Origin of the sequence: Marinoscillum sp., from assembly GCF_965229915.1 — a bacterium.
GTDB lineage: Bacteria > Bacteroidota > Bacteroidia > Cytophagales > Cyclobacteriaceae > Marinoscillum.
Map to the genome: position 1 here is coordinate 1,490,360 of NZ_CBDDJZ010000001.1, position 24,446 is coordinate 1,514,805.

Here is a 24,446-nt window from a genome sequence, read left to right on the forward strand (position 1 = left end):
TTATTTTGACTTGATCTCCTGGCATAGCTCTACCAACACACCGTTAGTTGTTTTTGGATGCAAAAAGCAGACGAGTTTATTGTCGGCTCCTGCTTTGGGCTTTTCATTGAGCAATTGAAACCCCTCTCCTGCTAACCGTTTCATCTCGGCTTCAATATCATCCACTTCAAAAGCAATGTGATGGATGCCTTCACTTTTCTTTTCCAGGTATTTTGCAATGGCGCTTTCATCCGAGGTTGCCTCTAATAACTCTATTTTATTGGGTCCTACTTGAAAGAAAGATGTGGTGACATGTTCACTTTGTACAGCTTCTTCTTTGTATTGAGGTTGCCCAAAAAGCTTGGCGAATAATTCATTAGCCTTCTCCAAATCTTTGACGGCAATACCTATATGCTCGATTCTGACCATGATGTGTCGATTATGTATTAATTTCGCAAAAATGAGGAAACTTTTAGAGGATTTGAAAGGTTTCCTGAGTTGTTGTATTTTTAAGTAAACTCAACATTTTATGGAGTATAGGACGGATGTCCATGTGGAGGCTGCCAGGATTCAAAATGAAATCAAGAATTTTCTTGGATTGAAAAGCAGTGATTTAGTTTTTGAATATGCCAGCACTGACGGGAAAGTAAAACTGGACCTGATCACAATCAATCCACGTCACAATCAGTCATTTCTTTTCAAAACCATAACCGGTTTTGACAAGACTGATGCTCTTAATAAAATGTTGGACTATGTGAAAACACATAAGGAGAAAGAAAGCTCCTACACCATCCAATGGACAACCAAAGGAATGGCCGAGCTTCAAACCTCTTATTTTCGTGCTAAGAATATTTATGATGCACTGGATAAGCTGTACTATGGCAGGGATATGAATAACCTGACAGTGTTTAGCGTGGTATTAAACCCAATAGCATAAGATTATGATTAATGTTACAGATAAAGCCAAAGAAAGAATCGCGGAGTTAAGATCTGAGGAAGGTCACTCACCGCAGCACAACGTGAGAGTAGCTGTGAAAGGTGGGGGTTGCTCTGGGTTGATGTACGACTTGCTGTTTGATGATCAACTCACTGAATCTGATGAAATCTTCGAAGACAAGGGAGTAAAAGTAATAGTGGATAAGAAAAGTATGCTCTACTTACTTGGCACCACCCTGGATTTCTCAGATGGACTGAATGGCAAAGGTTTTCAATTCATTAACCCAAATGCAACACGAACTTGCGGATGTGGTGAAAGTTTCGCTATTTAAAGTCTGAGTATAACAGAGAAATTTGAAAGCTCACAACCGCATTGTGAGCTTTTTTTTTGATTTTCACCAGCACTACCAAACGTTAGTTTAGAACACACCAAGTAGTCATTGCTTCATGTAAGGCGATTAAAGAACCTCCCTTTTTTACCTGATTTAGGAAATATCTAATATTCTCGTTAAATTGATGTCATATTCCTAACATTTTAACCAGTTTATCATGAAAACGAAAATTTTTATTTCAGTACTAGCACTCGTCCTATTTGCTTGCGGAGGTGAGACCAAGTCAGCTGACGAGTCGGCTGCTGACGTAGTGGATGAAGCAACAGATGCAGTTTCTGATTCAATGGACTCTGTTGTATCAGAAATGGATACGGCCATGACAGCTACTTCTGACAGTCTGGAAATGGCTATAGACAGTGTGACATCTGAGGCTCCATGAGTCTCTAAAAAATTGATCCATAAAAAAGGCTCTGGCAATCCCAGAGCCTTTTTTTATTCCGTCCGTAAGGATTTTACAGGATTAGACAATGCTGCTTTGATGGCTTGATAACTAATAGTAGCTAGCATCAAAACGATGGTAATACCCCCTGCCACCACGAAGCTCAGGGGTGTCAGGTCAATACGATATGAAAAATCCTCCAACCAGGCAGACGTAGCCCAAATGGTCAGTGGCACGGCAATCACCATGGCTACTGCAGATAATACCAGGAACTGGCGAGAAAGCAAAAACACCAAACCTCCTACCGAAGCACCCAGTACTTTGCGAATACCAACCTCTTTCATTTTACCTGTGGCAATGAACATAATGAGACCATAAGAACCCAAACATGAAATGAGAATAGCCAGAATGGCAAAGTAACCAACAGTTCTTCCCAGCCGCTCCTGATCTGCATAGTTTTGATCCAAAGACTCATCTAAGAAGTTATAATCAAAGGTTTCTTCAGGAAAGAAGTCATTCCATACCCCACTCAGCTGTTCCAATGTTTCTGGTATGTTTTTGTTTGCAAGCTTGATAGAGAAGACTGAAAACTGGCCAACAGCAATCTCCATAATCAAAGGATTCATCGGCTGTGACAGGGATAGAAAATTGAAGTCCTCCACCACACCTACTACCTGACCCTTCTTCCCTTCAATATTGATGCTCTTGCCTAAAGCCTCCTCTGGTGAACCAAAGTTGAATTCATCTACAGCAAACCGATTGATCAAAAAGGCTGAGGTATGATCTGTCCCATAGTCCTCTGAAAAAGTCCTTCCAGCAACTACTTCGATATCATAAACTTCTGTAAAATCATAGTCCACAGAATACACCGGAGCAATGACTGCCTCTTCCTGTGTGTAGCCTTCTGGAATCACATTGCGGTTGACCATGCCAAACCCTGGCACGGTTGAAGAAACAGTGCTACCAACCACTCCTGGAAGGTTTTTAAGCTCGTTCTCAAATGCGTTCATCTTCTGACGTTTCTGCTCATCCACTCCACCGAATACATTGTTGAAGTTTTGACTCTGAACCGGAACATTGATGATGTGTTCTTTTTGAAACCCCAACGGACGATTACGCATCATATCCAGCTGCTCAAATACAATAAGTGTACTGGATATCAAGACCACAGATATCACGAACTGCACGACGATCAATCCTTTTCTGAAACTCAGACCTCCCTGTGAGTTACTGGAAACCAACCCTTTAACGCTGTAAATTGGTGATACTCGCGTAACGAAGAATGCAGGGTAAAGACCTGCAAGCAGGCTTGCCAAAACAGTCAACCCTAGAAAACCACCAATAATCATCGGACGATACAACACTTCTACTGAAAGCTCTTTCCCGGTCAGTTCGTTGAGCTGTGGGATGAGTATGGTGGTCAGTCCAAATGCCAGAAAGGCTGCTAAAAATGTAGTGACAAATGACTCACCCAAAAACTGAAAAATCAAATTGGACTTCCAGGCACCCAGCACCTTCCGCATACCAATTTCCTTAGCTCGTTGTAGCGATCTGGCAGTGGACAGGTTCACATAGTTGATACAAGCTATCGCAAGTGTCAACACCCCCACAGCGATGAAGATATAGATAAACATGATGCTGCCAGGAGATTCTGACTGTGCCATCACATCATCATTTAGATGAATGTCCAGTAATGGCTGAAGCTGGTAAGTCTGTCCACGTTGTTGCTGTTGTGGTATTTTCTCTTTTACAAAGTCTACCAGTTTTGTATTTACGTTTTCTGGATCAGCTCCTTTCTCCAATAACACATAAGTTGGAGAATGCGAAACCATCCAGTTTTGCTTGAAATTCTGACGAATGCCTTCAGCAAGTGTGGCTGGCTCCAGGTCATACATGTTGTCATATGGCACCAGCATATTAAAGTGCACGTGGGAGTTGGATGGAAAATCCTTCACTACCGCAATTACTTTGAAGCTATGATTTCCTTCCATCTGGATTTGCTGACCTATTGGATTAGCCTCTCCAAAATATTTTCTGGCAATTTCTGAATTAAGCACTACCGTAAATGGCTGGCTCAGCGCTCCTGAAATGTCCCCGCCGACCAGATCAAATGAAAATATCTGAAACAAATCCGGATCGGCGAAAGTCACATTTGGCTCTTCGAAGCGCTCTGCAGATGCACCGTCACCCACCTGCACGCTGACACTACGGGAAAACATACGACTTACGGCTTCCGTCTCAGAAAAGTATTCTTTAAGCTCCGGACCCATCACCGGTGGTATCCGGGCTATGTCAAAATTGGAGATGAAATATTCCATCCGATATATACGATCCTTTTTATCATGGAACTTATCGTAGCTATACTCATCTACTACAAACAGTAGAATGAGCAATGAACAGGTCAAGCCTCCTGTGAGACCAAGAATGTTGATGATGCTAAATGACTTATGCCTTAGTAAGCTACGAACGGCCGTTTTAAAGTAGTTTTTGATCATAATCCTAATAGTACGGAATTGGATGGGAAAGTTTCAGGAGATTTTGATGAGTGGTTCTAATTACGGCCTATAGCTTTCAATCAGTATCAAATTACCAACGCTTAATATTGAATCAATTATTAATCAACCAGTTAGATCAGCTCAAATTCGATTGGCATTAAGCGGCCATTAGCGGAATATTAAAACCGTAAAAATTGTATGAATATTTTCTGGAGAATGGGTGAAAATTTTAACCAAACCGAAAGCATCCATTAATTAACGAGACATAGTAAAAATGCTATTTCGTAGTTCGTAAAACTTGACTACAAAAACTATGAAACTACGAAAAAAACTACCTTTATTATTGACAGCTCTTGTCATCACAGGAGCTATGGTTTTCAGCTGCGAAGGTCCGGAGGGGCCTGAAGGTCCTCAGGGAGAAACAGGAACACAAGGCGCCTCTTCACTCATCTCTTTAGCGACCGAACCTGCAGGTGACAACTGTGAAAAAGGCGGATTTAAAATTACTGTCGGTATTGACACCAATGGCAATGGTACTTTGGATGCTGACGAAATCACTGGAACAGCTTATGCATGTAATGGCGATACAGGTGACAGTGGTTTGTCATTTCTGATTAACACCTCAGAAGAGCCCGCTGGAGACAACTGCCAGTTTGGTGGATTTAAGATCGAAGCAGGTTTAGATGAAAATGAAAACGGAACCCTCGATGAAGCAGAAATTACCCAAACAGATTACTTGTGCAATGGTGTCTCATCAACCACACTAGGTGCTCTGGCTACTGTATTTCCAGATTTCTCCGCTGTAACGGTGACACCTCTGATTAGCTCACTAGACGAGCTTCCTACTTCAAATGGAGAGCAATTCATTTTGGGCGGATCTGCGGATGGAGCTGGCATGATTCTGAACCCAACTACGGGAAATTATGAATTGATGGTCAACTGTGAAGACCACTATTCAGTAGCTCGAATTACCTTAAATGCTGACCTCAAACCAATCAAAGGTGACTACATGCTCAACTCTGGCGTATCTGATGTTTCCCGTCAGTGCTCTGGTACAATGTGGGAAGCGGCGATTCATGGTGGAGATCGTGACTTATTTATTTCATCATCTGAAACTTTCAATTATACTTCAAGAGGTATAGATCCATTGGATGTGCCTAACCCAACTGAGCAAAACCACCTGGCTGCATTTGGACAGTTTGCCTGGGAGAATAACGTACCACTGCCACAGGTGGCCTACCCTGGTAAAACTGTAGTAGTAGGTGGTGATGACGATTCAGATGACGAAACTGCCTATGGGCAAGTAGCCATGTACATGAGCGAAAGTGGAGATGCAGACCTAACTAATGGTAAAGTATATGTATTAAGGATGGAAGGGGCCACTGGCCCATCAGATGAAGGCGACATTGCATTTGGTACTGAATACGCAGTTGAGTTTGTGGAAATAGAAGGTGGGGCAGACCTAACGCTTGCTGAGATGGGACAGGCAAGTCTGGACTCAAACGCTTTCCAATTCATGAGAGTGGAAGACCTGGATTATGGAAAAGGCTCCGCAGCAGCCAATAGAATTGTCTACTTTGCTGTGACCGGCAGAGGACCTGGCAGAGGTACATTTAATGATTGGGGTACTGGTTACAAACTAGTCCTTGATGAAAACAATCCACTCAAAGGTAAAATGACTCAGATCATTAGTGGCAACACGGATAGCAACAATATGGACGGAAACATCAGTCTACTCCAGAGCCCTGACAACATCTGTGTGACAGAAAACTTTATCTACTGGCAGGAAGACCCTAACTCATTTGACAGAAACCATCAGGCTTATATCTGGCAGACAGACCTTAATGGCGACAATGCTGCTGCTTTATTGCAGATAGATATTAATGAAGGTTTAAATCCGGAGGGAGAAACTTTCTCTGGTGAGTTTGGAGCCATGTTTGACATTTCTGACAAAGTTGGCGAAGAAGGCACTTTCATTCTTTGTCTGCAACCGCACTACTGGGTGAACTCCATGTTTGAAGGAGTGGATGGGCATTTTAACTATGGCAATGCCAACGGTAGCAGAGAAGATGATCAGGGATCTCAATTGGTGATCTTAAGAAACGTACCAAGATAATACTAACTCATTAACATTTAATGAAGGCTCTCCCTGCTTGGGAGAGCCTTTTATATTTCTTTCCATGTTATGAAAAAACTCTTGATCCTTGCGGTACTGACCGCACTAAATATCCAGTGTCAGCACAATCAGACACCGGCCAGAGTAGATTACACGTCACTACAGAAATACCTAACCCAACAGCTAACAGAGGCCATTTACTATACCCGTAAACTGCAGACAAGCGAAACACCGCAGGAGTTAATTAACAACTTTATCTCAGCCCGCAAATACTATAAAAGGGCTGAACCTTTCTGCCGGGTTATCAACGCAGAATCAACTCATAAAATCAATGGCCCGCCACTTCCTATTTACAAAGACGATAGTGGTAAAATACTGGAACCCGTTGGTTATCAGGCAATAGGCGATCAGGTTTATGCCGATGCTATAGATAGCTCGACCTTTAAATACCAAACCGATGTTACCATCGGCTATTTGACTAACCTGATTGAATTAATCAATCGATTTCCACCTAACTCAAGACGTTTTTTTCCGGCCATCCATCAAGAGCTATTGAGTATTTTTAGTCTTAGCATTACAGGTTTTGATACACCCACTAGTCTCATTGGCATTCAGGAAGCAGCCTCTTCCCTTGAGAATATCGAACAGATGTATCGTCTTGTTTTGGCAGATACCATTCGACTTCTCGACATCAGTTTAGACCAACAGTTCACCACTGATTTACAAGAAGCAATAACTTATCTGAAACAAAATCATGAATTCGAGACATTTGACAGATATTTCTTTGGCCGATCTCACATCAACAGACTCACTGCCGACTGGGTAGCAATCCGGAAAACGTCAGGCCTTTACCCCAATCCAAAAAATCTTGCAATTAATCTTGACGCTCCCACTTTCTTTGAAAAAAACTCCTTTTGTGCAGACTTCTTTCTCACGGCAGGGTCTGGCAATATCACTTCAGAAAAGTTAGATCTTGGTAAGCGATTATTTTATGACAAGGCTCTCAGCTCCAGTGGTAATCTATCCTGTGGCTCATGTCATCAACCTGGTCAAGCTTTTCAGGATGGAATGACAGTAGGAAAGGATAAAAATGGAAAGGATTTACTGAGAAACACCCCCACTTTGATCAATTCAGTTTTCCAGCAGAAGTTTTTCTGGGACGGTCGCAGTGATAATCTTGAACAGCAAATTACCATCGTCTTTGATAATCCATCTGAGTTTAATAATGATGCTCACAAGCTTAGAACATCAGAAGTACTGAAAGACTCATCTTACCAGGCCGTTTTTCATTTGGCCTATCCTCAAAAGGAATTCGACCGAGCTGCAATAATAGAAGCGCTTGCGGCCTACACTGGCTCACTTACTTCACTCGACTCTCGATTTGATCAGAACATGAGAGGAGAGCTGGATGATTTTACATCTCAGGAAGTTTTAGGAATGAACTTATTCATGGGTAAAGCCTTGTGCTCCACATGCCATTTCATGCCGTTGACCAATGGTACAGTACCTCCTTTATTTCATGAAACAGAAAAAGAAATTCTGGGAGTCCCTGAAACAGCTGAAAACGAGCAGTTAGATGATGACTTAGGCTTTTACTGGGTGTTCGAACAGGAGATACACAAATCCATGTTCAAAACCCCTACCATCAGAAACATTGCACTCACAGCACCTTACATGCATAATGGAGTATATGATTCGCTAGAGCAAGTGATGGACTTTTACAATCAGGGAGGTGGAGCTGGTCTTGGGTTTGATGTGCCACACCAAACCCTTCCATTTGATTCCCTCAGCTTATCCAATAATGAAATCAATGCCATTATCGCTTTCATGCATACCCTAACTGATGAAGGCGAATATTAAAAGAAAGGGCTGTCTCAAAAGCGGTGCTCTAGTCATCCTGAACTGGTTCCGCATGGAATGTCAGGATCTAAAATGCATTGATATTCAACTACATAGATTCTGAAATAAACCTGTCTGCCGACAGGCAGGTTCAGAATACACCAATTTCAGGCTTTTGAGACAGCCCTTTCTTATTCTAGACATGCAAACCGCACTCACTCTTTTCCTGACCTTGCCAGCGTCCCTCTCTTCCTTTTCCCTTTTTGGTGCAATGCACACATCCTATGGACCCATAGCCTTCGTACTGAAGTGGATGAGTTGGCAACTCATAAATGGTGCGGTACAAGTTGAGATCTTCGGGTCCCATGTCGATGATTGGATGAAATTTCAATAGCTCATTTGATCGCTCAAAAAGCTTCTTGTCGGCTCTATTGGCATTCTGAAATCGGAGTAAGCCCGAGATCCAAATATCCTTTCCTTTCTTCAGCTCATTCATCGGCTCCACCTTGTTGATAAAGCAGCAGAAATCTGAATGACCTTCCCAAACTCGATACTTATTGGTAAACTCATGTGAGCTTCTTCTAGGCTTCACATCCACAATGTTTAGGTCGAATTGGCTAATGAGTTGTTCTTTGTAGCGATGCGTTTCTTTGAACAAATACCCAGTGTCTATCAAATGGATAGGGTGTCTGGGTGCTACCTTGTTGATCAGGTGCAACAGTACGACCGAGCTGCCACCAAAAGATGTGGTGACGAGAATCTTCTCCGGATCAAACTCTTCGAAAAGTGCTTTGAGACGGTCCAGATAAGTGAGGTTTTCGTACTTATCGTTTAGTTCACTTAACTGTGGTTTCATTATCCTCATTCTTTTCTACAAGTACGGAAGTGATTTCATTGAGCTTTTGCACCTTGGATTCAAAGTCTCCTTTCAAGCGATCTCTGATGGATTTGAGCTGATCCAGGAGCTCCTGGGTATTCTCAGGCAATACTTCTTCGAGTATTTGTCGGAACCGCTTGGCAAAAGTGGGCGACTTACCATTGGTGCTAATACCAATTTTTAAATCACCTTTTTTGACGGTAGATCCTAAATAAAAATCGCAAAGATCCGGAGTATCCGCCACGTTGGTGAGCAGCCTTAGTTTTTCTGCCTTCTTTTTCAAGCGAACATGCAAAGCATAATTATCAGTAGCCAGTATCAAGATATCAGCTGTTCTAAGGTCTCTACCCCGCACCTTGCGATTAATCAATTGAATATTTTCAGCCTGATTGGATAAATCCACCAATTCGGACTTGATCTCTGGAGCAATCACAGTAATCCTGGCATTGGGATCATTTTTCAGCAATGCTTCCACTTTTTCCAAGCCCACGTTACCTCCTCCCACCACCAGCGTTTGTACCTGGTGTAGTTTGATGAAAACAGGGAAAAGTACATTACCGTCTGATTGTATCATATTCAAGCAACTTCTGTTTTGGCAGCTTCCCACCACTGGTTGAGCTGCTGTTCGTTGGTGGCTAATGCTGCACCTTCACCAAATACCAAGAGCGCTGGAGCAGCAGGTTTCTTTTCTTTAGCTATTGCCACTATGTCTGAGACTTTTCCTTTGATCACATCACCGTCAGCATGAGAGCCCTTACTAATGATAGCTACAGGTAAGTCACCGCGTCCATTGGCTGTATAAGCATCTGCAATAAGTTCAAGCTTACCCAAACCCATGAAATAAAGCGTAGTAGGTGACCAGGCAGCGGCATTCAAGACCTCTTCACTCAAGCTACCTTCTTTGGTAGTAGCTGTCACCACGCTAAAACTCTGATTGATCCCCCGACACGTCAATGGAACTCCAAAATAGCCCGGCAGCATGATACTGCTGATCCCCAGTACCACATCTACCTGTAGTCCGTGCTTCTCCGCATAGGTCTTCTCTTCAAAACCCCGACCAAATACAAAAGAATCTCCACCTTTCAACCGAACCACGTGTCCCATTTCCTTAGCATACTGCACGATCAAGTGATTGATAGTGTCTTGCGATACGGATGACTTGCCGGCACGCTTGCCTACCGGGATGTGCAGCGCTTCTGGAGCATATTTCAACAACTCTGGATCCACCAGTGCATCGTAGAGCACCACATCTGCACTTTCAAGTGCCTTTACTCCCTTGAGCGTGATTAGCTCTGGATCCCCAGGGCCTGCACCAACTAATGTAACTTTTGAAAAACCAGACATCCTTAAGCTTTGTAAAATTCGTTGATCACTAATTTATCTGCCTCACCATTTCGTAGGGAGTTGATAGCCGCAAAGAAGGCCTCTGCCTGACCCAAGTAGGACTTGGCAAAATCTTCTGTCGGTTCATATTTGTTAATCTGAAGGACTAGTTCGGCAAAATCACCAATCGCTGACAATTCTCCTTTGTTGATCACTTCATTTTGAAAATCCTCGATAATACCTGCATGGGTATTGCACTGAATGTCTTTGTGTAGCAAGATCGCCTTGGCACCAATCACTAACGTATTGTAGGCATAGTAGATGGCATTGGCCCATTTTTGCTCTTCCAGAGCTTTTTGTCCACTGGTCAGTCGATCATTAGCATCGTTGATGATGGTCCCTACCAGATCCAGCATCACTCCTGCACACTCACCAACGCCGATTTCCGGCACAAAATCATCTACCTTTCCCCAATCCTGATAGTCTTTATCTGCGAGGGTTTTCACATCTCCAAGATGCTTGAGCACATCATAGAAGTATCGCTTGCCCTGACGTCTGAAGTAGGCATTGAAGTACTCCCCATCAAAGCTGTTTTCTTCATAGTTATTCAGGATCTCTCGCACCGTTTCTGGAATCCGTTTGGTCGGGATTTTGATCACCTTCTCTGCAATATTGCCTTGCCCGTCCGGGTCTACACCACCGCCAAGCACCACTTGCATAGCCGGAGCTACTTTGTCTCCATTTTTGATACTGGAACCATGAAAACCGATATTGGCCACCATATGCTGCCCACAGGAGTTCATGCAACCACTGATTTTGATCTTAATCAATTCCTCATCAATCAAATGCGGAAACTCATCACGAACCAGGTTTTCCAACTCCAATGCAAGAGCCGTACTATTCGTCACACCCAAATTACAGGTATCAGTACCTGGGCAAGCAGTTACATCAGCCAGCGTATCAAATCCAGCTGCAGCAAAGCCTAATTCCTTCAATCCTGCGTAAATCGCCGGGATATTTTCCAGACGCACATACTTCAGCAACAGCCCCTGATTCAAAGTAAACCGGATGTCATCAGCTGCATACGAGCGGACAAGGTCTGCCAGTTTTCTAGCCTCTGGTGACTTGATGTCTCCAAGAGGAATGCGCACCTTCACAGCAAAAAACCCTTCTTGTTTTTGTTCAAATACGTTGGTTTTAAACCAGGTATCATAGTTCTCATCAGTAGCTATGTCTTCTACCGTAAGAATAGAATTGTCCTCCGGCACCCGGGTGATTACTTTCTTCGTGTTGATTTTATAGGTATGATATGGCAGGGACTTGCGCTCCTCTTCGATCAGCTTCATGAACCCATCCAAACCAATACCTTTTTTGGGATCAATCAAGAACTTTAGTCGAGCTTTGTGTCTGCGCTCTCTTTCACCATAGCGATCAAACACCCGGAGACCAGCTTCAATGAACGGAATCAACTCATCCTGTGGCAGGAATTCATAGGCTAATTGACCCATGAAAGCTTGAGCACCCAAGCCTCCTCCAACGATAACTTCAAACCCAAATGCTCCATCCTTGATCTTAGGAATAAACCCAAAATCATGAATGTAAGTAAATGCCGAATCACTTGGAGATGATGAGAATGCAATTTTGATCTTGCGACCCATCTCCTGGCAAACCGGATTTCTTAAAAAGTATTCAAATACACCCTGAGCATAAGGCGAAACATCAAAAGGCTCCTCAGGATCTATTCCTGCAAATGGCGAGGCAGTTACGTTTCTCACGGTATTGCCACAAGCCTCCTTAGAGGTGACCCCTACCGTCTCTAACGCCTCCCATATGGCCGGTGAGTCATCTAGTTTCACATAGTGTAGCTGTATGTTTTGCCTGGTGGTGAGGTGCAGGTTACCATTGGTGTACTGCTCCGAGAGGTTGGCCACTGTTTCCAGTTGGTCTGCAGTAATCTTTCCAAATGGCAGTTTCAAGCGAAACATTTGTACACCCTGCTGACGCTGACCGTAAACTCCTCTAGCCAATCGAAAGGCTTTGAAGCGCTCTTCAGGAATTTGTCCCAGCTTAAAACTTTGGATCTTATCCTTCAGCTCCTCAATGTCTGATTTGGCTTCTTTAGAAATGGTTTTAGTGCTCATTATTGTTGTTGGTTTGGCATAAAAAAACCCCAGAAATAATCTCCCGGGGTTTGTTATAGTTCTTTGATATTTTATTACTTATAACTGTATCCGGGATTGAATGGTACAAATACAACATGCACAGCACATACAGCATGCGCAGCAGATGGTTGTAATAAGAATTTGGAAATTTGGTCTAGTAGACATTGAGTAATTGTTTATTGCTTAAAAATGAAATAGATAAAGTGTCAGACTTATCTACAACAGCAACAACAACATACTGCACCTATCAGGTGGTGTTTGTCTTCTAGCTTTAAAATGTTTTGTTTTTTCATCTTTATTAATTCATATTCTCCAGGCAATATCACCCGAATCAGGACTTAGCACCTTGAATGTTGCTTTTAGGTTGCTAGCGCTTCTCAGAGCCTGTCTCTCCACGCTTCTTTATAAATCAATTACTCTGAATTGATGAGACAAAGGTGTGATGGATTTTTGAACTTTCAAAACCCATCACCCATGTTTAACTAAAATAATTCTGAAAATTATGATTTAACCAAATTAAAGGCAGTAAAATCAAATATTACCAAAATAATAAGAGGCAAATCGCTTATCCTTAAAGCGAGGCTAAAAATTCAGTGAGTGCCCCGGACTGTACGTGAATTGCCACCGATCGATTCTTCCTTCTGTTTTGCTCGGAGGTATTAGGAACGAGCGGCTGCTCCTCTCCAAGACTCTCTACTTCCAGATAATCAATATTCAAACCCTTATTCATCATCATTTCCATAACCTCGTAGGCACGCTGAGTCGCGAGCTGGTGATTGTAAGCTTTGGGTCCAAGGTCACATGTACGCCCGACTATTTTAATATTCAGTGGCTGATCGGCGAACTGTACCTTTAGTTCATCAATAAACTCCTTTACCTGTGTAGGTGCATCGGGAGCTTTTGCGTCCACCTCGAATTGAATGATTCGGGTGCTGATGTTATTGGTTTTTGGTGTGACTTTAGCTGGGTCTGTCCCTCCGTGTGAATACGCTGGAAACAGACTAACACAGCAAAGGATGAAAAAGCTAAATAATAGCTGTTTCATCGAGTGATTTGAGTAGTTCATAGTAGTTGTGGTGTGTTTCGTCTAATATAAAGATAACATCAATTTCTTTATATTGTTATATATTAATCTTCTAATATTACCATTTAACAAACAGGTAATATTGCAATCCAGTCACACCGTACTGATTGTCATGCACTTAGCAAAAACGACTTAAAGTACCGGTAAAATCAATTTAATTGGTGAGTAATTTGCGAAGTGGAGTCACTAAAACGTAGATAAGCAAAATACCTGCAACAATAAAGGCGGTAAGAGAAACCCCTTGTGCCTCACCCAGTTGCTTTACTCCAATAGCTGATATTCCCCAGACGCCCACCAATGTAGAGACCACTTGATTGAGTTGGTTGGTTTGGAACACGTACACAGCCATAGCAATGACCAAAACCAAAATAGCCCATAGCTCTGGAGTGAGCAGAAAATTAAAGCCGGTGCTTTTAAAAAAAGCGGAGAAGTTGGCCACCAGCGCTACAATAATCCAGCCCTGATAAAGTGATATTGGAAAGTGCACTAAAAATAAGTCGGATTTGACTTGTGTATCCCAATGGGCTAGTCGAGTATTTAATCGTGTGAGGGTCACTAACAGCCCTATCATCACCAGCACGCTGACTGCCAGGTAATCATAAAGCCAAACAACTACCCATATGCTATTTAAGAAGTTAGCGATTATGAGTAAAGCCCCTACTTTCTGCACGGGCACTGGACGTTTACGAGCCACTATCCACTGATAGATAACAAGAGCAATGAGTGAGAGGTAGATAATACCCCAGATGGAAAAAGCATATCCAGCGGGAGTAAGCAAATTATTGTACTTGCTACTCACATCGGCAATCGTCCGGTCATTAAAGAAGCCGGTATTGGACCAGTAGTTAACCACCAGCGTAATCGCTAAAACAACCGAATTGAATATCGGGTATTGATATTGTCTCATACCCCCTTCAACCAGTTAATTATGAGAATGTTGGGCTAGTATGCTCTGACAGTGACTCCTTTCATGAAGTTCACAAACGCCTTGTTGACCACACGATTTCCTCCAGGAGTAGGATAATCACCTGTAAAGTACCAGTCACCCAGGTGATTAGGACAAGCTTTGTGCAAATTCTCTACAGTCTGATAAACTACTTCCAGCTCAGCCTTCATGTTTTTAGGCCGTACGATCTCCGTGATCTTTTGTGACACCTGTTCATACGTGAAAGGCTCATAAAGCTCTTTCACATAGTTGGGCTGGTTCTTATCGCCGCTAGCAGCCAGACACTTTTCAAATACTTCATCCAGCAGATATTCCTTATTGTGGTCCTTGAGCAAAGCAAGTACAGCCCTGAAGGCTACAAACTCCTTCATTTTGCTCATGTCTATTCCATAACAATCCGGGAATCTAATCTGTGGTGCAGAAGAAACGATGACTATTTTCTTAGGCTCCAATCGATCCAGAAGTGTAAGAATACTCTTCTCCAGGGTAGTTCCACGCACGATCGAATCATCAATGATTACCAGAGTATCAGTTTTCTTTTTGATCACTTCAAACGTGGTGTCATAAACGTGAGCCACCAGATCATCGCGATGCTGATCGTCAGTAATGAAGGTGCGGAGTTTAGCGTCTTTGAGCACTAGCTTCTCCACTCTAGGCCTAAAAGATAGGAGCTCCTCCATGGACTCTACACTTGGTTTATTGTCCAGAATGATATCCTTCCGCTTATCGATGAGGTAATTATCTACCCCTCTGAGCAATCCAAGAAACGAGGTTTCTGCTGTATTGGGGATGTAGCTAAATACCGTGTTTTTTAAGTCAAAGTTGACAGCCTTTAGCACATTTGGTATCAGCAACTCACCGAGCTTTCGGCGTTCGTTGTAGATATCCGGATCTGTTCCTCTAGAAAAATAGATCCGCTCAAACGAACATGATTTCTTTTCTTTTGGCTGGATGTATTGTTCTTCTCTGTAGCTGCCGTCCTTATCGATAATTAGAGCATGACCAGGCTTAACTTCCTGTATATCATCGTAGTTGCAATCAAAAGCCGTCTTGATGGCAGGCTTTTCTGATGCCACTACCACTACATCATCATCTGCATAGAAGTACGCCGGACGGATGCCATTAGGATCACGGGCCACGAACGAAGCTCCGTACCCGACCATTCCGGTCATGGTGTAGCCACCATCAAAATCCCGGCAGGACTTTTCTAATACCCGCCTGAGATCGATCTCATCCTCAATGATATCTGTGATCTCCTGGTTGGTTTTCATCCCTCGATACTGATCGAAAATTGCCTGATTGGCCTCATCCAAAAAGTGACCGATCTTTTCCATCACGGTCACTGTATCTACTTTTTCCTTAGGATGCTGACCCAATGTTACCAACTTATCAAATAGCTCATCCACATTGGTCATGTTGAAGTTGCCGGCCATTACCAGGTTACGACTCCTCCAGTTATTTTGTCTCAGGAAAGGATGACAGCTCTCAATATTGTTTTTACCATGCGTACCGTACCTGAGGTGCCCCATCCACACCTCACCAGTGAACGCATAGTTTTCTTTCATCCACTGCGCGTTGTAGAAGTTTTCCTTGCCTTCTTTCTGAGCCTTATTGTATTTCTTACTGACCTTCCCAAAAATCTCCTCTATTGGTTGCTGTGCGGTAGTCCGGTAGCGGCTAATGTACCGTGTACCCGGAGGCATGTTGAGCTTGATATTGGCCAATCCAACGCCATCCTGCCCTCGATTGTGTTGCTTTTGCATGAGAATGTACATCCTCTTAGCTGCATAAGCTGGCGTGCCGTACTTATCAATATAATATTGGAGAGGTTTTCTCAGTCGAAGTAAGGCTACTCCACATTCATGTTTAATAGGATCGCTCATGAGTCAGTTTACCAGTCAAGGAATTTAATATTATTTGCAATGTTATTCAATATTTCCGGGCTAAAGAATAACCATAACACCAAGAGTGTGAAAATAGTTGCTATGATCCGCTGACTGAGTGATGACCGGGAATAATTTAGATTTTTGCCTTCCTTAAAGAAGATGAAGTACGGCAACTTGAGATAGAAAAAGAGAGAAAATACGACACTACTTACAGCCACTATTAAGTAAGAGAGCACCCATGGATCGCCCACTGACTGGCACCACTCCCACATGATCGTGAACAGGTAGAATTTGATCGTAAAACCAGAGGTTGGTGGTAAACCGACCAGTGCGATCATGGCAACCACCACAATACCTCCCAAATAGCTTTCCTTGCTGCTCAATCCAGCAAATTGCTCGATGGTGGTTAACCCTTTGGATTCGAATAACGCCACGAGATAAAACACTGTGATATTCATCAGTGCATACACCACTGAATACCACACAAAAGCGCTCATTCCATTCTCGAAAGGAATGAGCAATGTAGCCAGTAGAAATCCCGAATGAGCAATGGCACCATAAGCAATCATTCGTTTCACATTGGTTTGCTGAAGTGCACCAAAAGTGCCTATGACAATGGTGGCCATACCCAAAATAGCAACCATGACCACCATCCAGGGCTGATCCATCATATGCAAACTATCCAACACATTATTGAGAAGTACCAAGCCAGCCACCTTCGGCACTATGGATAGTACCGCCACAGCCCCTGTTGGAGCAGCCTCGTAAGTAGTTGGCACCCAGATATGGAAAGGAACAATGCTGATCTTGAAAAGCAAACCACCAACAAATAAGGTGATCCCGAGATTTAGAAAGTGGTCATTCTCTACCACCCCGAAATCCATCAACGAAAGGTCAAGGGTTCCAGAATAGCCGAATAAAATAGACGCTCCATAAAGTGCCAAGGCGGAGCTCACTCCTCCAAAAAGTAGGTATTTAATACTTGCTTCGAACGACTTTTTTTCAAAATTAAAATTGGTCAGGAGGTAGCTGGCAAAAGAAGTCAGCTCTACAACCAGATAAATAACTAGCAGGTTATTTGCTGAAAGCATAAAGGTGCTGCCCACCACTACAGACAGTAGTAAAAAATAAAATTCACTACGATGCTTTCCTGCCGTGGGGTAAAACACGATCCAGATACCTGAAAAAACAAATAGGGCTTTCAGAAATGCATGTAGGTCGTTGATAGCCAAATTTTGATTAACAATCAGCTCTGACTCTATTCCAAAATCAACCAGGAATAATCCTACCAATAGGACCAAAACGTAAACCACTTTGTAAGCGACTCTGGATGAAGTGACCATTCCTACTATGAGTAATAGGAAAGAGCCAATGACAAGTCCAAGTTCGAAGGACAAAGCACTCAGGCTACTCAGGATCTGCTGTAATTGATCTCCTAGCATATCAGAGACTCAAGTAAGATTGTCCCTGACTCATCAGGCTTTGCACAAAGAATTGCATGGTGTTTTCGATTGGGTCCAGTAATAGTGACGGAAAGACACCAAAAAGAACTGTAAGCAGAGCCAGTGGTAACAACATCAACCACTCTCTGGTGGTGAGATCCAGCATTTTGGCATCCCAGTCAGCTTGCTTGGTCCAGTACTTACCAAAGAACATTCGCTGGAGTGTCCAGAGATAATAACCCGCAGATATGATGATCCCCAACACAGAAACCATCCCAATCCAACGAGGAAACAAACCATTGGCGTGCTGTGCGCCAATTGCTCCAATCAGGACCAACACCTCCCCTACAAAACCAGACAACCCCGGCAACCCAAGAGAGGCAAAGAAAAACAACACCACAAAAAAGGTGTATTTAGGCATCTTAGAAGCCAACCCGCTCAGCCCCTCTATTTGTCTGTCATGCGTACGGTCATAAACAACTCCTACCACCAGGAATAACGCTCCGGAAATGAATCCGTGTGACACCATCTGGAATAGCGAGCCAGTAACTCCTTCGCTCGTCAGCGCTGCAAGACCGAGAAGTACAAATCCCATGTGTGATACAGAGGAGTAAGCAATCAGCTTTTTGACGTCATTCTGTGCCATGGCTACCATTCCTCCATAGACGATTGATAACATCCCGACAATTGCAACTGGCTGAGCCAACTGGATGGCTATATCTGGGAAAATAGTATAGCAAATCCTGAACAGACCATATCCTCCTACCTTCAGCAATACTCCTGCAAGTAGAACCGAAATAGCTGTGGGTGCTTCTACATGTGCGTCTGGCAGCCAGGTATGAAAAGGCACTGCCGGCAGCTTAATCAAAAAGCCAATCAACAAGAATAAAAATGCCCAATACCTCAAAGAAGAACCCCAGAGTAAAAAGCCACTCCCTGGTGCGAGTAATGAATTTTCAAGAAAATTTCCGTCCATCATCTGGATGAGACTGAAGGTATTTATCTGATTGCCTGAAGCATCAATTGAGCCAGTGGAAAGATATAAACCAATCATGACCACCAATATCAAAAGAGAACCCAATAGCGTATACAGAAAGAATTTGATGGAAGCATAAGATCTTCTTGGCCCGCCCCAGATTCCAATGAGGAAAAACATAGGAAGCAGCATGAATTCAAAAAACACATAGAACAAGAAAAAATCCAGCGCCACAAAACAGCCAATCAAACTTCCGCTAAGAATGAGATACAGCATGAAATATCCTTTGACCTTTTTGGTGAGGTTCCATGAGGAAATGACACCAATAACCAGAAGCAATGCACTCAACACTACCAGTGGCATGCTTATACCATCTACACCAACGAAATAGTCTACTTGCAGTGTGCCTATAGTCCCAACCTTGAGCTGTATCCAGGGTAAAAGCTCAGTGAATTGAAATGCTTCATTCCAGCTAGCTGGAGCTACGCTACCATCGAACTGGAAAAACAGAACCAATCCAAGAACCAACTGGATACAAGTGACTACCAGCGCCACCAATTTCATCAGGTACGTTTTACCTCCAGGAAGCACTCCAATGATGAACGCTCCCAAAAAGGGTAAGAATATAAGCCAACTAAGCAGGTTATTCATTCTTTAATTTTCTACTTAAAACTGAAACCAGAGCACAATACTCAACAGTAAAACCAGCAGCCAAACCAGTTGATTTTGGATTTTCCCCGATTGGATACCCGTGAGCATTCCACCAATTGTTTTGGAAAACCAGGCCATAAAATTAACAATACCATCGATGATTTCTCGATCGATAATCGCCAGCACCTTACTAGATACGACCGTCCATACGCCTATACCATTGACAATTCCATCAAGTACCTTTTTATCTATTCTGCCAAAGGTTCTAGCCAATCTCAGATAAACTCTGGATACCAAGTCATAAAAAGGCTCTATGTACCAACTCTTAAATGATAGCTGACCTAGGAAAGACTGTGGCTGCTGAGCTGATTGGAATGTAAGTGTTCGATTCGATCTTGGACCGAAAAACACCAGGCTTATCGCCAAACCGGCAACAGCCAGAGCTATGGACAAGATCATGGTAAACAAAGGAATACTCGAATCAATGGATTCATGGGCGCCGAATAGTGGATTGCTGAAATACCAACCATGTGCATTAAGTGGGTTGAAGGCATGTCCAATCCACAAAGCTCCCACTGCCAATAGCATCAAAGGAATTTTGAACTGAAGAACGGGCTCAGCAAGTGAAACAGGTTTCAACTCGCTTCTGGCCTGCCCAAAAAACACCAACCATATTTGCCGGCCAACATAAATGGGAGTAAGTAAAGCGGTAATAAATCCGAGATCTGAGACTAGGTACACCCACCAACCATAGGACTCTGAAGTAGCGGCAGCCCACAGCCAGGCTCCTGTTAAAATGCCTTCTTTGGATAAGAATCCAGAAAAAAGCGGTAACCCGGATAAAGCTAAACCACAAATCAAAAAGGAAATGAAAGTGACAGGAAGGTGTTTTTTGAGCCCGCCCATCAACCGCATGTCTTGCGCATCAAATCCATGATCGTCATGATGGACCGCATGCAGATAATGAATCACCGCTCCGGCACCTAAAAATAATCCAGCCTTAAAGAATGCATGTGTCCACAAATGAAAGAGAGAGGCTTCTCCAGCTCCTACGCCTATGCCCATGACCATATAGCCGAGCTGCGAGATGGTAGAAAAAGCCAACACCTTTTTAATATCAAACTGAGTCAGTGCTGCCACAGCTGCCATAAACGCGGTAAAAGCACCCAGTACCGCTGTGGTGGTCAGTACCACCGGAGTAAGTACTGGCTGCACTCGAATCAATAAATACACTCCGGCTGCCACCATGGTAGCCGCGTGGATGAGTGCTGATACCGGTGTGGGACCGGCCATCGCTTTCGGCAACCAGCCAAAGAACGGAAACTGCGCAGACTTACCCAGTGCACCCAGTAAAAGACCAAATCCAGCAAGCGTCAATAACGACGAATTTTCCAAAGGGGAGAATTCTGAAATAAATGGCTGATCAAATACACTGATCATTAAAATCACTCCAACTAACAAGCCGGCATCTGCCACTCGATTGATCATGAATGCTTCTCTTGCCGCTTTAGCTTTCTGCTGATCCTGAAACCAAAAACCGATTAGCAGGAAGGAAGAGAAGCCAACCAACTCCCAGAAAACGAACAACAACAACAAATGATCAGCTGCCAGGAGGCATAGCATGGAGGTGGTGAAAAAGCCTAGCTTGGCATAATACCTTTTGATACCCGGATCACCTTTTAAATAGGCTGCTGAAAATAAGTGTACCAATAGCGAAATGAAACAGACCAGGGCAATCAATAAAGCTGGCATACCATCAACGTACCATCCCAGCCGATATCCTGGCATCCACTCCCACCGATATAGGATTGGCTCGTTGAAGGCTTCAAATACTAAGACACTACTCAGTAAGAATGCCGGCACTATACCTACCAATACCACCTTAGGAGCCATTCGATTGCCAGAAGCATAAGCTCCAATACCCCCAATGAGGGGTAGCAGTAGAACCAGTGTCATATAGAATAAGTGTGCTGGCATCTAGTATTCCATGGTGTTGAGGTCATCCAAATCTGACGAACTGAAGTTCCGATAAATATTTAATAAAATAGCCAATGCGATGGCCGCTTCTGCTGCTGCCACCACCACAGAGAATATAGCAAAGAGTTGCCCATCCAGATTCGGATTGAACTTCGAGAAAGCCACCAAATTCAGGTTGGCAGCATTGAGCATCAGCTCAATACCGAGCAAAACGAACAGGGCGTTCTTCTTTATCAAGACCATAAGTAATCCTGCACAGAGTAGGAATGCAGCCAGTAGCAAATAATATGTCAAAGGAATGGCCATCATATGTTTCCAGATCGTTTGGCAAGGTAAGAAGCACCTACCAGCGCCACCAGTAAGACAAAGGCAATCAGTTCAAAGCTCAATATATAATCAGTCATGAAGCTAACCCCAATTTTTCTTACCTGATTGGTCATGACTGGTTCTCCCTGCCAGGATAAGCCTGAATTCAGAATAAACCAACTTAGTAGTCCCATCATCAGAACGACCAAAGCACCACTGATAAAAACATTGCGATGCTCCGTAAGCACCCCTTCATCGGATATTCTCCTAGTGAGCATGATCCCAAAGAGCAATAGCACAACGATACCACCGGCGTAAATCAAGATCTGCACCACAGCCATCAGCTCGGCATGAAGCAATACGTAAATGGCTGCCACACCCAGTAGGGCTATCACCAATGCAAATGCCGCGCGAATGATGTTTTTGGTTACTAACATGTAGATCACCGGGACAACCACCATCACTGCAAAGAAGGCAAACAAAGTATTAGCTATTGTCATCTCCATCTTTAGGTTTCTTACGAATCACTGGTCTTGGGCGATATTTGGGTTTTGGCTTATCCTCTTTATTTTCATCCGCCTTTTGCTCACTCTTGGGCTTGATTTTTGGCTTCATCACGGGCCTTGGTTTGGCAGCCTTCTTTTCTTCCTCGCTCTCACTCTTCGGCTTGACTTTAGGCTTCATCACAGGCTTCGGCTTACTGGCTTTCTGCTCAGAGCTTTCAGCTTCTGTTTTTGGCTTCATTACCGGTTTTGGGCGTGCCGCTGATTTGCTTTCGTTTGCTTCGGACGCATCGGTCTTCGGTTTCATCACAGGCTTGCTCACTTTAGGCTTCATCGCAGGTTTTGCACCTGATGCAGGTTTTACCGGTTTTGGCCTCACCGCAGGTTTGGGTTTAGCTGAAGTCACCTCACCTTGAGCACTCGCTTTGGCTTCTTTTTCTGCCGCTTTTTTCGCTTCAAACGCTTCTAATTCCTTACGCTTCTGCGCAATGTCGGCCAATGACATATCTGCAAACGAGTACACATGATCGTTGATGTCAAATTCACTGAAATCATACACCTTGGTCATGGTCAGGCATTCCGTTGGGCATACGGTAGTACACAGTCCACAAAAGCAGCACTTACCCATATCTATATCAAACTTAGCTGCATGGATTCTTTTAGGTGTACCGTCAGATGTGACCCCAAACGTCTCCGGTGATCGGATGGCCTCTATATCAATACAATCAACCGGACAAACCTTGGCACATTTGTCACAAACGATGCAATCATCAATCTCATTGTGCAATCGGTAGCGAGCATTATCGGGCACTGGTAGCGACTCATAGGGATACTCCAAAGTCACAATTCCTTTATCAACCTCAAAATAGCTCTCATCTTCTATTCCGATTGGTTTTCTGGAAAAACGAGCTTCGGTCAAATACCGAAGGGTCAACTTCAATCCAGAACTCAATGTGCTTACTGCTTCTTTTATGTTTTTGAAATAGCTGCTCATATCACCCACAATTTCCAAATCCCAACGATGAACAACAAAAGAATGGCTGCTGGTGTGAGGTATTTCCATGAAAGAGCCATCAATTGATCCACTCTCAGTCGCGGATAAGTCCAACGAATCACCATCTGCAGAAAAATAAAAAACGTTGCTTTGCTAAACAACCAAATCACGCCCCAGATAGGTCCAGTAGTCCATTCAGCCAGAGCTAACCCACCGATATTCGGAAAGGGCGTGTTCCAACCCCCAAAGAACAAAATGGCTGCCAGGAAAGAAACTAAGAGCATCATGGCATATTCGGCAAGCATAAATAGCCCCCAACGAAAACCACTATACTCCGTGAAGTATCCCCCAATCAATTCGGACTCCGACTCTGGTAAATCAAATGGTACTCTATTAGACTCTGCCAAACTAGAAATAAAGAAAATGATAAAAACTACCCACAAAAAAGGCATGGTAAACACACTCCAACTTAAAAACCCACCATTTTGGCTTACTTCCAAAGCTTGAATACCTAAAAAATACTGCGGCGTATCTGAAAGAATTCCCTGATCGTTGCTAATGATCTGGAGGTCAAGTGACTGGTAATACATCACTACCGCCAATACAGAAAGTCCGAGAGGAATCTCATAGGAAACGATCTGAGCTGCAGCCCGCATAGCACCATACAACGAATACTTGTTGTTAGAGCCCCAACCGGCCATTAGTATTCCCAACACGTCGATGGATACGATCGCCAATAAAAAGAACACCCCAACGGTAAATCCAGCACCCTCTACCTCTGTAGTGAGTGGCAGTGCTGCATATCCAGCAAAAATGGATGCAAACACAATAATTGGAGCCACCAAAAAAAGTGCTTTATCAACTGCTTTTGGACGTATGTCTTCCTTCTGAAGCATTTTTAGCAAATCCGCAATGGTCTGAAACAAGCCAATGGGACCCACCTCCATCGGCCCGAGCCGATTTTGGATGAAGCCAGCAATCTTCCGCTCGCCGTATACGCCGATAACCACGAATCCTAATAAGAAAGGAAGAAAGACTAAAAATGTGATCATTCTATGGACAACCTGCTGGTGTAAAAAAAGTTGACGCTAAGTTAAATGAAGGAGGCTACAACGGAAAAGAATATCTGGAAGTAATCAAAAGAATCATAGGCACAAACCAGAAAAGACCAAATGGATACATT

General features: G+C 43.4%; 21 protein-coding genes and 1 riboswitch. Of the genes, 5 read left to right on the plus strand and 16 right to left on the minus strand.

The annotated features are described in order from the left end of the window. The gene (gene mce / locus ACO067_RS06445) at positions 1-408 is read right to left on the minus strand and encodes a methylmalonyl-CoA epimerase (protein ID WP_421872096.1); all 408 of its coding nucleotides are present in this window, start codon (positions 406-408) and stop codon (positions 1-3) included. 100 nt (positions 409-508) lie between these two features. Between mce and ACO067_RS06450 the strand changes: the two genes are divergently transcribed. The 3 genes from ACO067_RS06450 (at position 509) to ACO067_RS06460 (ending at position 1,686) form a co-directional block, all read left to right on the plus strand. Then, positions 509-916: a hypothetical protein gene (locus ACO067_RS06450; protein WP_421872098.1), complete on the plus strand. Its 408-nt coding sequence runs from the start codon at positions 509-511 to the stop codon at positions 914-916. Positions 917-920: 4 nt separating this feature from the next. Continuing rightward, positions 921-1,247 carry a HesB/IscA family protein gene (locus tag ACO067_RS06455; RefSeq protein WP_421872100.1) on the plus strand — a complete coding sequence of 109 codons (327 nt, stop codon included), beginning with the start codon at positions 921-923 and terminating at the stop codon, positions 1,245-1,247. Positions 1,248-1,464: 217 nt separating this feature from the next. Continuing rightward, complete coding sequence (locus tag ACO067_RS06460) at positions 1,465-1,686, plus strand: hypothetical protein (RefSeq protein ID WP_421872102.1); 222 nt, start codon at positions 1,465-1,467, stop codon at positions 1,684-1,686. A 53-nt stretch (positions 1,687-1,739) separates the two neighbouring features. On the opposite strand, the gene ACO067_RS06465 is transcribed toward ACO067_RS06460, so the two are convergent. Further along, positions 1,740-4,181 carry an ABC transporter permease gene (locus ACO067_RS06465; protein ID WP_421872105.1) on the minus strand — a complete coding sequence of 814 codons (2,442 nt, stop codon included), beginning with the start codon at positions 4,179-4,181 and terminating at the stop codon, positions 1,740-1,742. Between the two features lie 313 nt (positions 4,182-4,494). Between ACO067_RS06465 and ACO067_RS06470 the strand changes: the two genes are divergently transcribed. Both ACO067_RS06470 and ACO067_RS06475 read left to right on the plus strand, forming a co-directional pair. Continuing rightward, entirely contained in the window at positions 4,495-6,297 is a 1,803-nt protein-coding gene (locus ACO067_RS06470; RefSeq protein ID WP_421872108.1) for a DUF7151 family protein, read from the plus strand. A gap of 69 nt (positions 6,298-6,366) precedes the next feature. Continuing rightward, complete coding sequence (locus tag ACO067_RS06475; protein WP_421872111.1) at positions 6,367-8,157, plus strand: cytochrome-c peroxidase; 1,791 nt, start codon at positions 6,367-6,369, stop codon at positions 8,155-8,157. Between the two features lie 175 nt (positions 8,158-8,332). Here ACO067_RS06475 and ACO067_RS06480 read toward each other — a convergent pair whose 3' ends face one another. The 14 genes from ACO067_RS06480 to nuoH all read right to left on the minus strand — a co-directional run bounded on the left by ACO067_RS06480 (position 8,333) and on the right by nuoH (position 24,315). After that, positions 8,333-8,992 (minus strand): phosphoadenylyl-sulfate reductase, encoded by a 660-nt coding sequence (locus ACO067_RS06480; protein WP_421872114.1) that lies wholly within the window; start codon positions 8,990-8,992, stop codon positions 8,333-8,335. Beyond that, the gene (locus tag ACO067_RS06485) at positions 8,973-9,587 is read right to left on the minus strand and encodes a precorrin-2 dehydrogenase/sirohydrochlorin ferrochelatase family protein (protein ID WP_421872117.1); all 615 of its coding nucleotides are present in this window, start codon (positions 9,585-9,587) and stop codon (positions 8,973-8,975) included. Before ACO067_RS06485 ends, ACO067_RS06480 begins: the two co-directional genes overlap by 20 nt. A gap of 2 nt (positions 9,588-9,589) precedes the next feature. Beyond that, positions 9,590-10,357, minus strand: coding sequence for a uroporphyrinogen-III C-methyltransferase (gene cobA / locus ACO067_RS06490; RefSeq protein WP_421872120.1), 768 nt, complete (start codon positions 10,355-10,357; stop codon positions 9,590-9,592). A gap of 2 nt (positions 10,358-10,359) precedes the next feature. Beyond that, a complete protein-coding gene (locus tag ACO067_RS06495) occupies positions 10,360-12,477 on the minus strand; it encodes a nitrite reductase (protein ID WP_421872123.1) in 2,118 nt (705 codons plus the stop codon). Positions 12,478-12,798: 321 nt separating this feature from the next. Next, positions 12,799-12,909: riboswitch (SAM riboswitch) on the minus strand. Positions 12,910-13,069: 160 nt separating this feature from the next. After that, positions 13,070-13,543, minus strand: a complete 474-nt coding sequence (locus tag ACO067_RS06500) for an OmpA family protein (RefSeq protein WP_421872126.1) — start codon at positions 13,541-13,543, stop codon at positions 13,070-13,072. Positions 13,544-13,736: 193 nt separating this feature from the next. Continuing rightward, positions 13,737-14,489: a tryptophan-rich sensory protein gene (locus tag ACO067_RS06505; RefSeq protein WP_421872130.1), complete on the minus strand. Its 753-nt coding sequence runs from the start codon at positions 14,487-14,489 to the stop codon at positions 13,737-13,739. 35 nt (positions 14,490-14,524) lie between these two features. Next, entirely contained in the window at positions 14,525-16,411 is a 1,887-nt protein-coding gene (locus ACO067_RS06510; RefSeq protein ID WP_421872133.1) for an amidophosphoribosyltransferase, read from the minus strand. An 8-nt stretch (positions 16,412-16,419) separates the two neighbouring features. Then, the gene (locus tag ACO067_RS06515; RefSeq protein ID WP_421872136.1) at positions 16,420-17,856 is read right to left on the minus strand and encodes an NADH-quinone oxidoreductase subunit N; all 1,437 of its coding nucleotides are present in this window, start codon (positions 17,854-17,856) and stop codon (positions 16,420-16,422) included. A gap of 1 nt (position 17,857) precedes the next feature. Next, positions 17,858-19,483 carry a complex I subunit 4 family protein gene (locus ACO067_RS06520; protein ID WP_421872139.1) on the minus strand — a complete coding sequence of 542 codons (1,626 nt, stop codon included), beginning with the start codon at positions 19,481-19,483 and terminating at the stop codon, positions 17,858-17,860. A gap of 15 nt (positions 19,484-19,498) precedes the next feature. Further along, positions 19,499-21,439 carry an NADH-quinone oxidoreductase subunit L gene (locus tag ACO067_RS06525; protein ID WP_421872142.1) on the minus strand — a complete coding sequence of 647 codons (1,941 nt, stop codon included), beginning with the start codon at positions 21,437-21,439 and terminating at the stop codon, positions 19,499-19,501. 21 nt (positions 21,440-21,460) lie between these two features. Beyond that, positions 21,461-21,769: an NADH-quinone oxidoreductase subunit NuoK gene (gene nuoK / locus ACO067_RS06530; RefSeq protein WP_421872144.1), complete on the minus strand. Its 309-nt coding sequence runs from the start codon at positions 21,767-21,769 to the stop codon at positions 21,461-21,463. Further along, positions 21,766-22,272 carry an NADH-quinone oxidoreductase subunit J gene (locus ACO067_RS06535; RefSeq protein WP_421872147.1) on the minus strand — a complete coding sequence of 169 codons (507 nt, stop codon included), beginning with the start codon at positions 22,270-22,272 and terminating at the stop codon, positions 21,766-21,768. The genes nuoK and ACO067_RS06535 overlap by 4 nt, the downstream gene beginning before the upstream one ends. Then, on the minus strand, positions 22,253-23,263 hold the full coding sequence (locus ACO067_RS06540; protein WP_421872150.1) for a 4Fe-4S binding protein: 1,011 nt from the start codon (positions 23,261-23,263) through the stop codon (positions 22,253-22,255). Before ACO067_RS06540 ends, ACO067_RS06535 begins: the two co-directional genes overlap by 20 nt. Then, positions 23,260-24,315, minus strand: a complete 1,056-nt coding sequence (gene nuoH / locus ACO067_RS06545; RefSeq protein WP_421872153.1) for an NADH-quinone oxidoreductase subunit NuoH — start codon at positions 24,313-24,315, stop codon at positions 23,260-23,262. Before nuoH ends, ACO067_RS06540 begins: the two co-directional genes overlap by 4 nt. Positions 24,316-24,446: the final 131 nt, after the last annotated feature.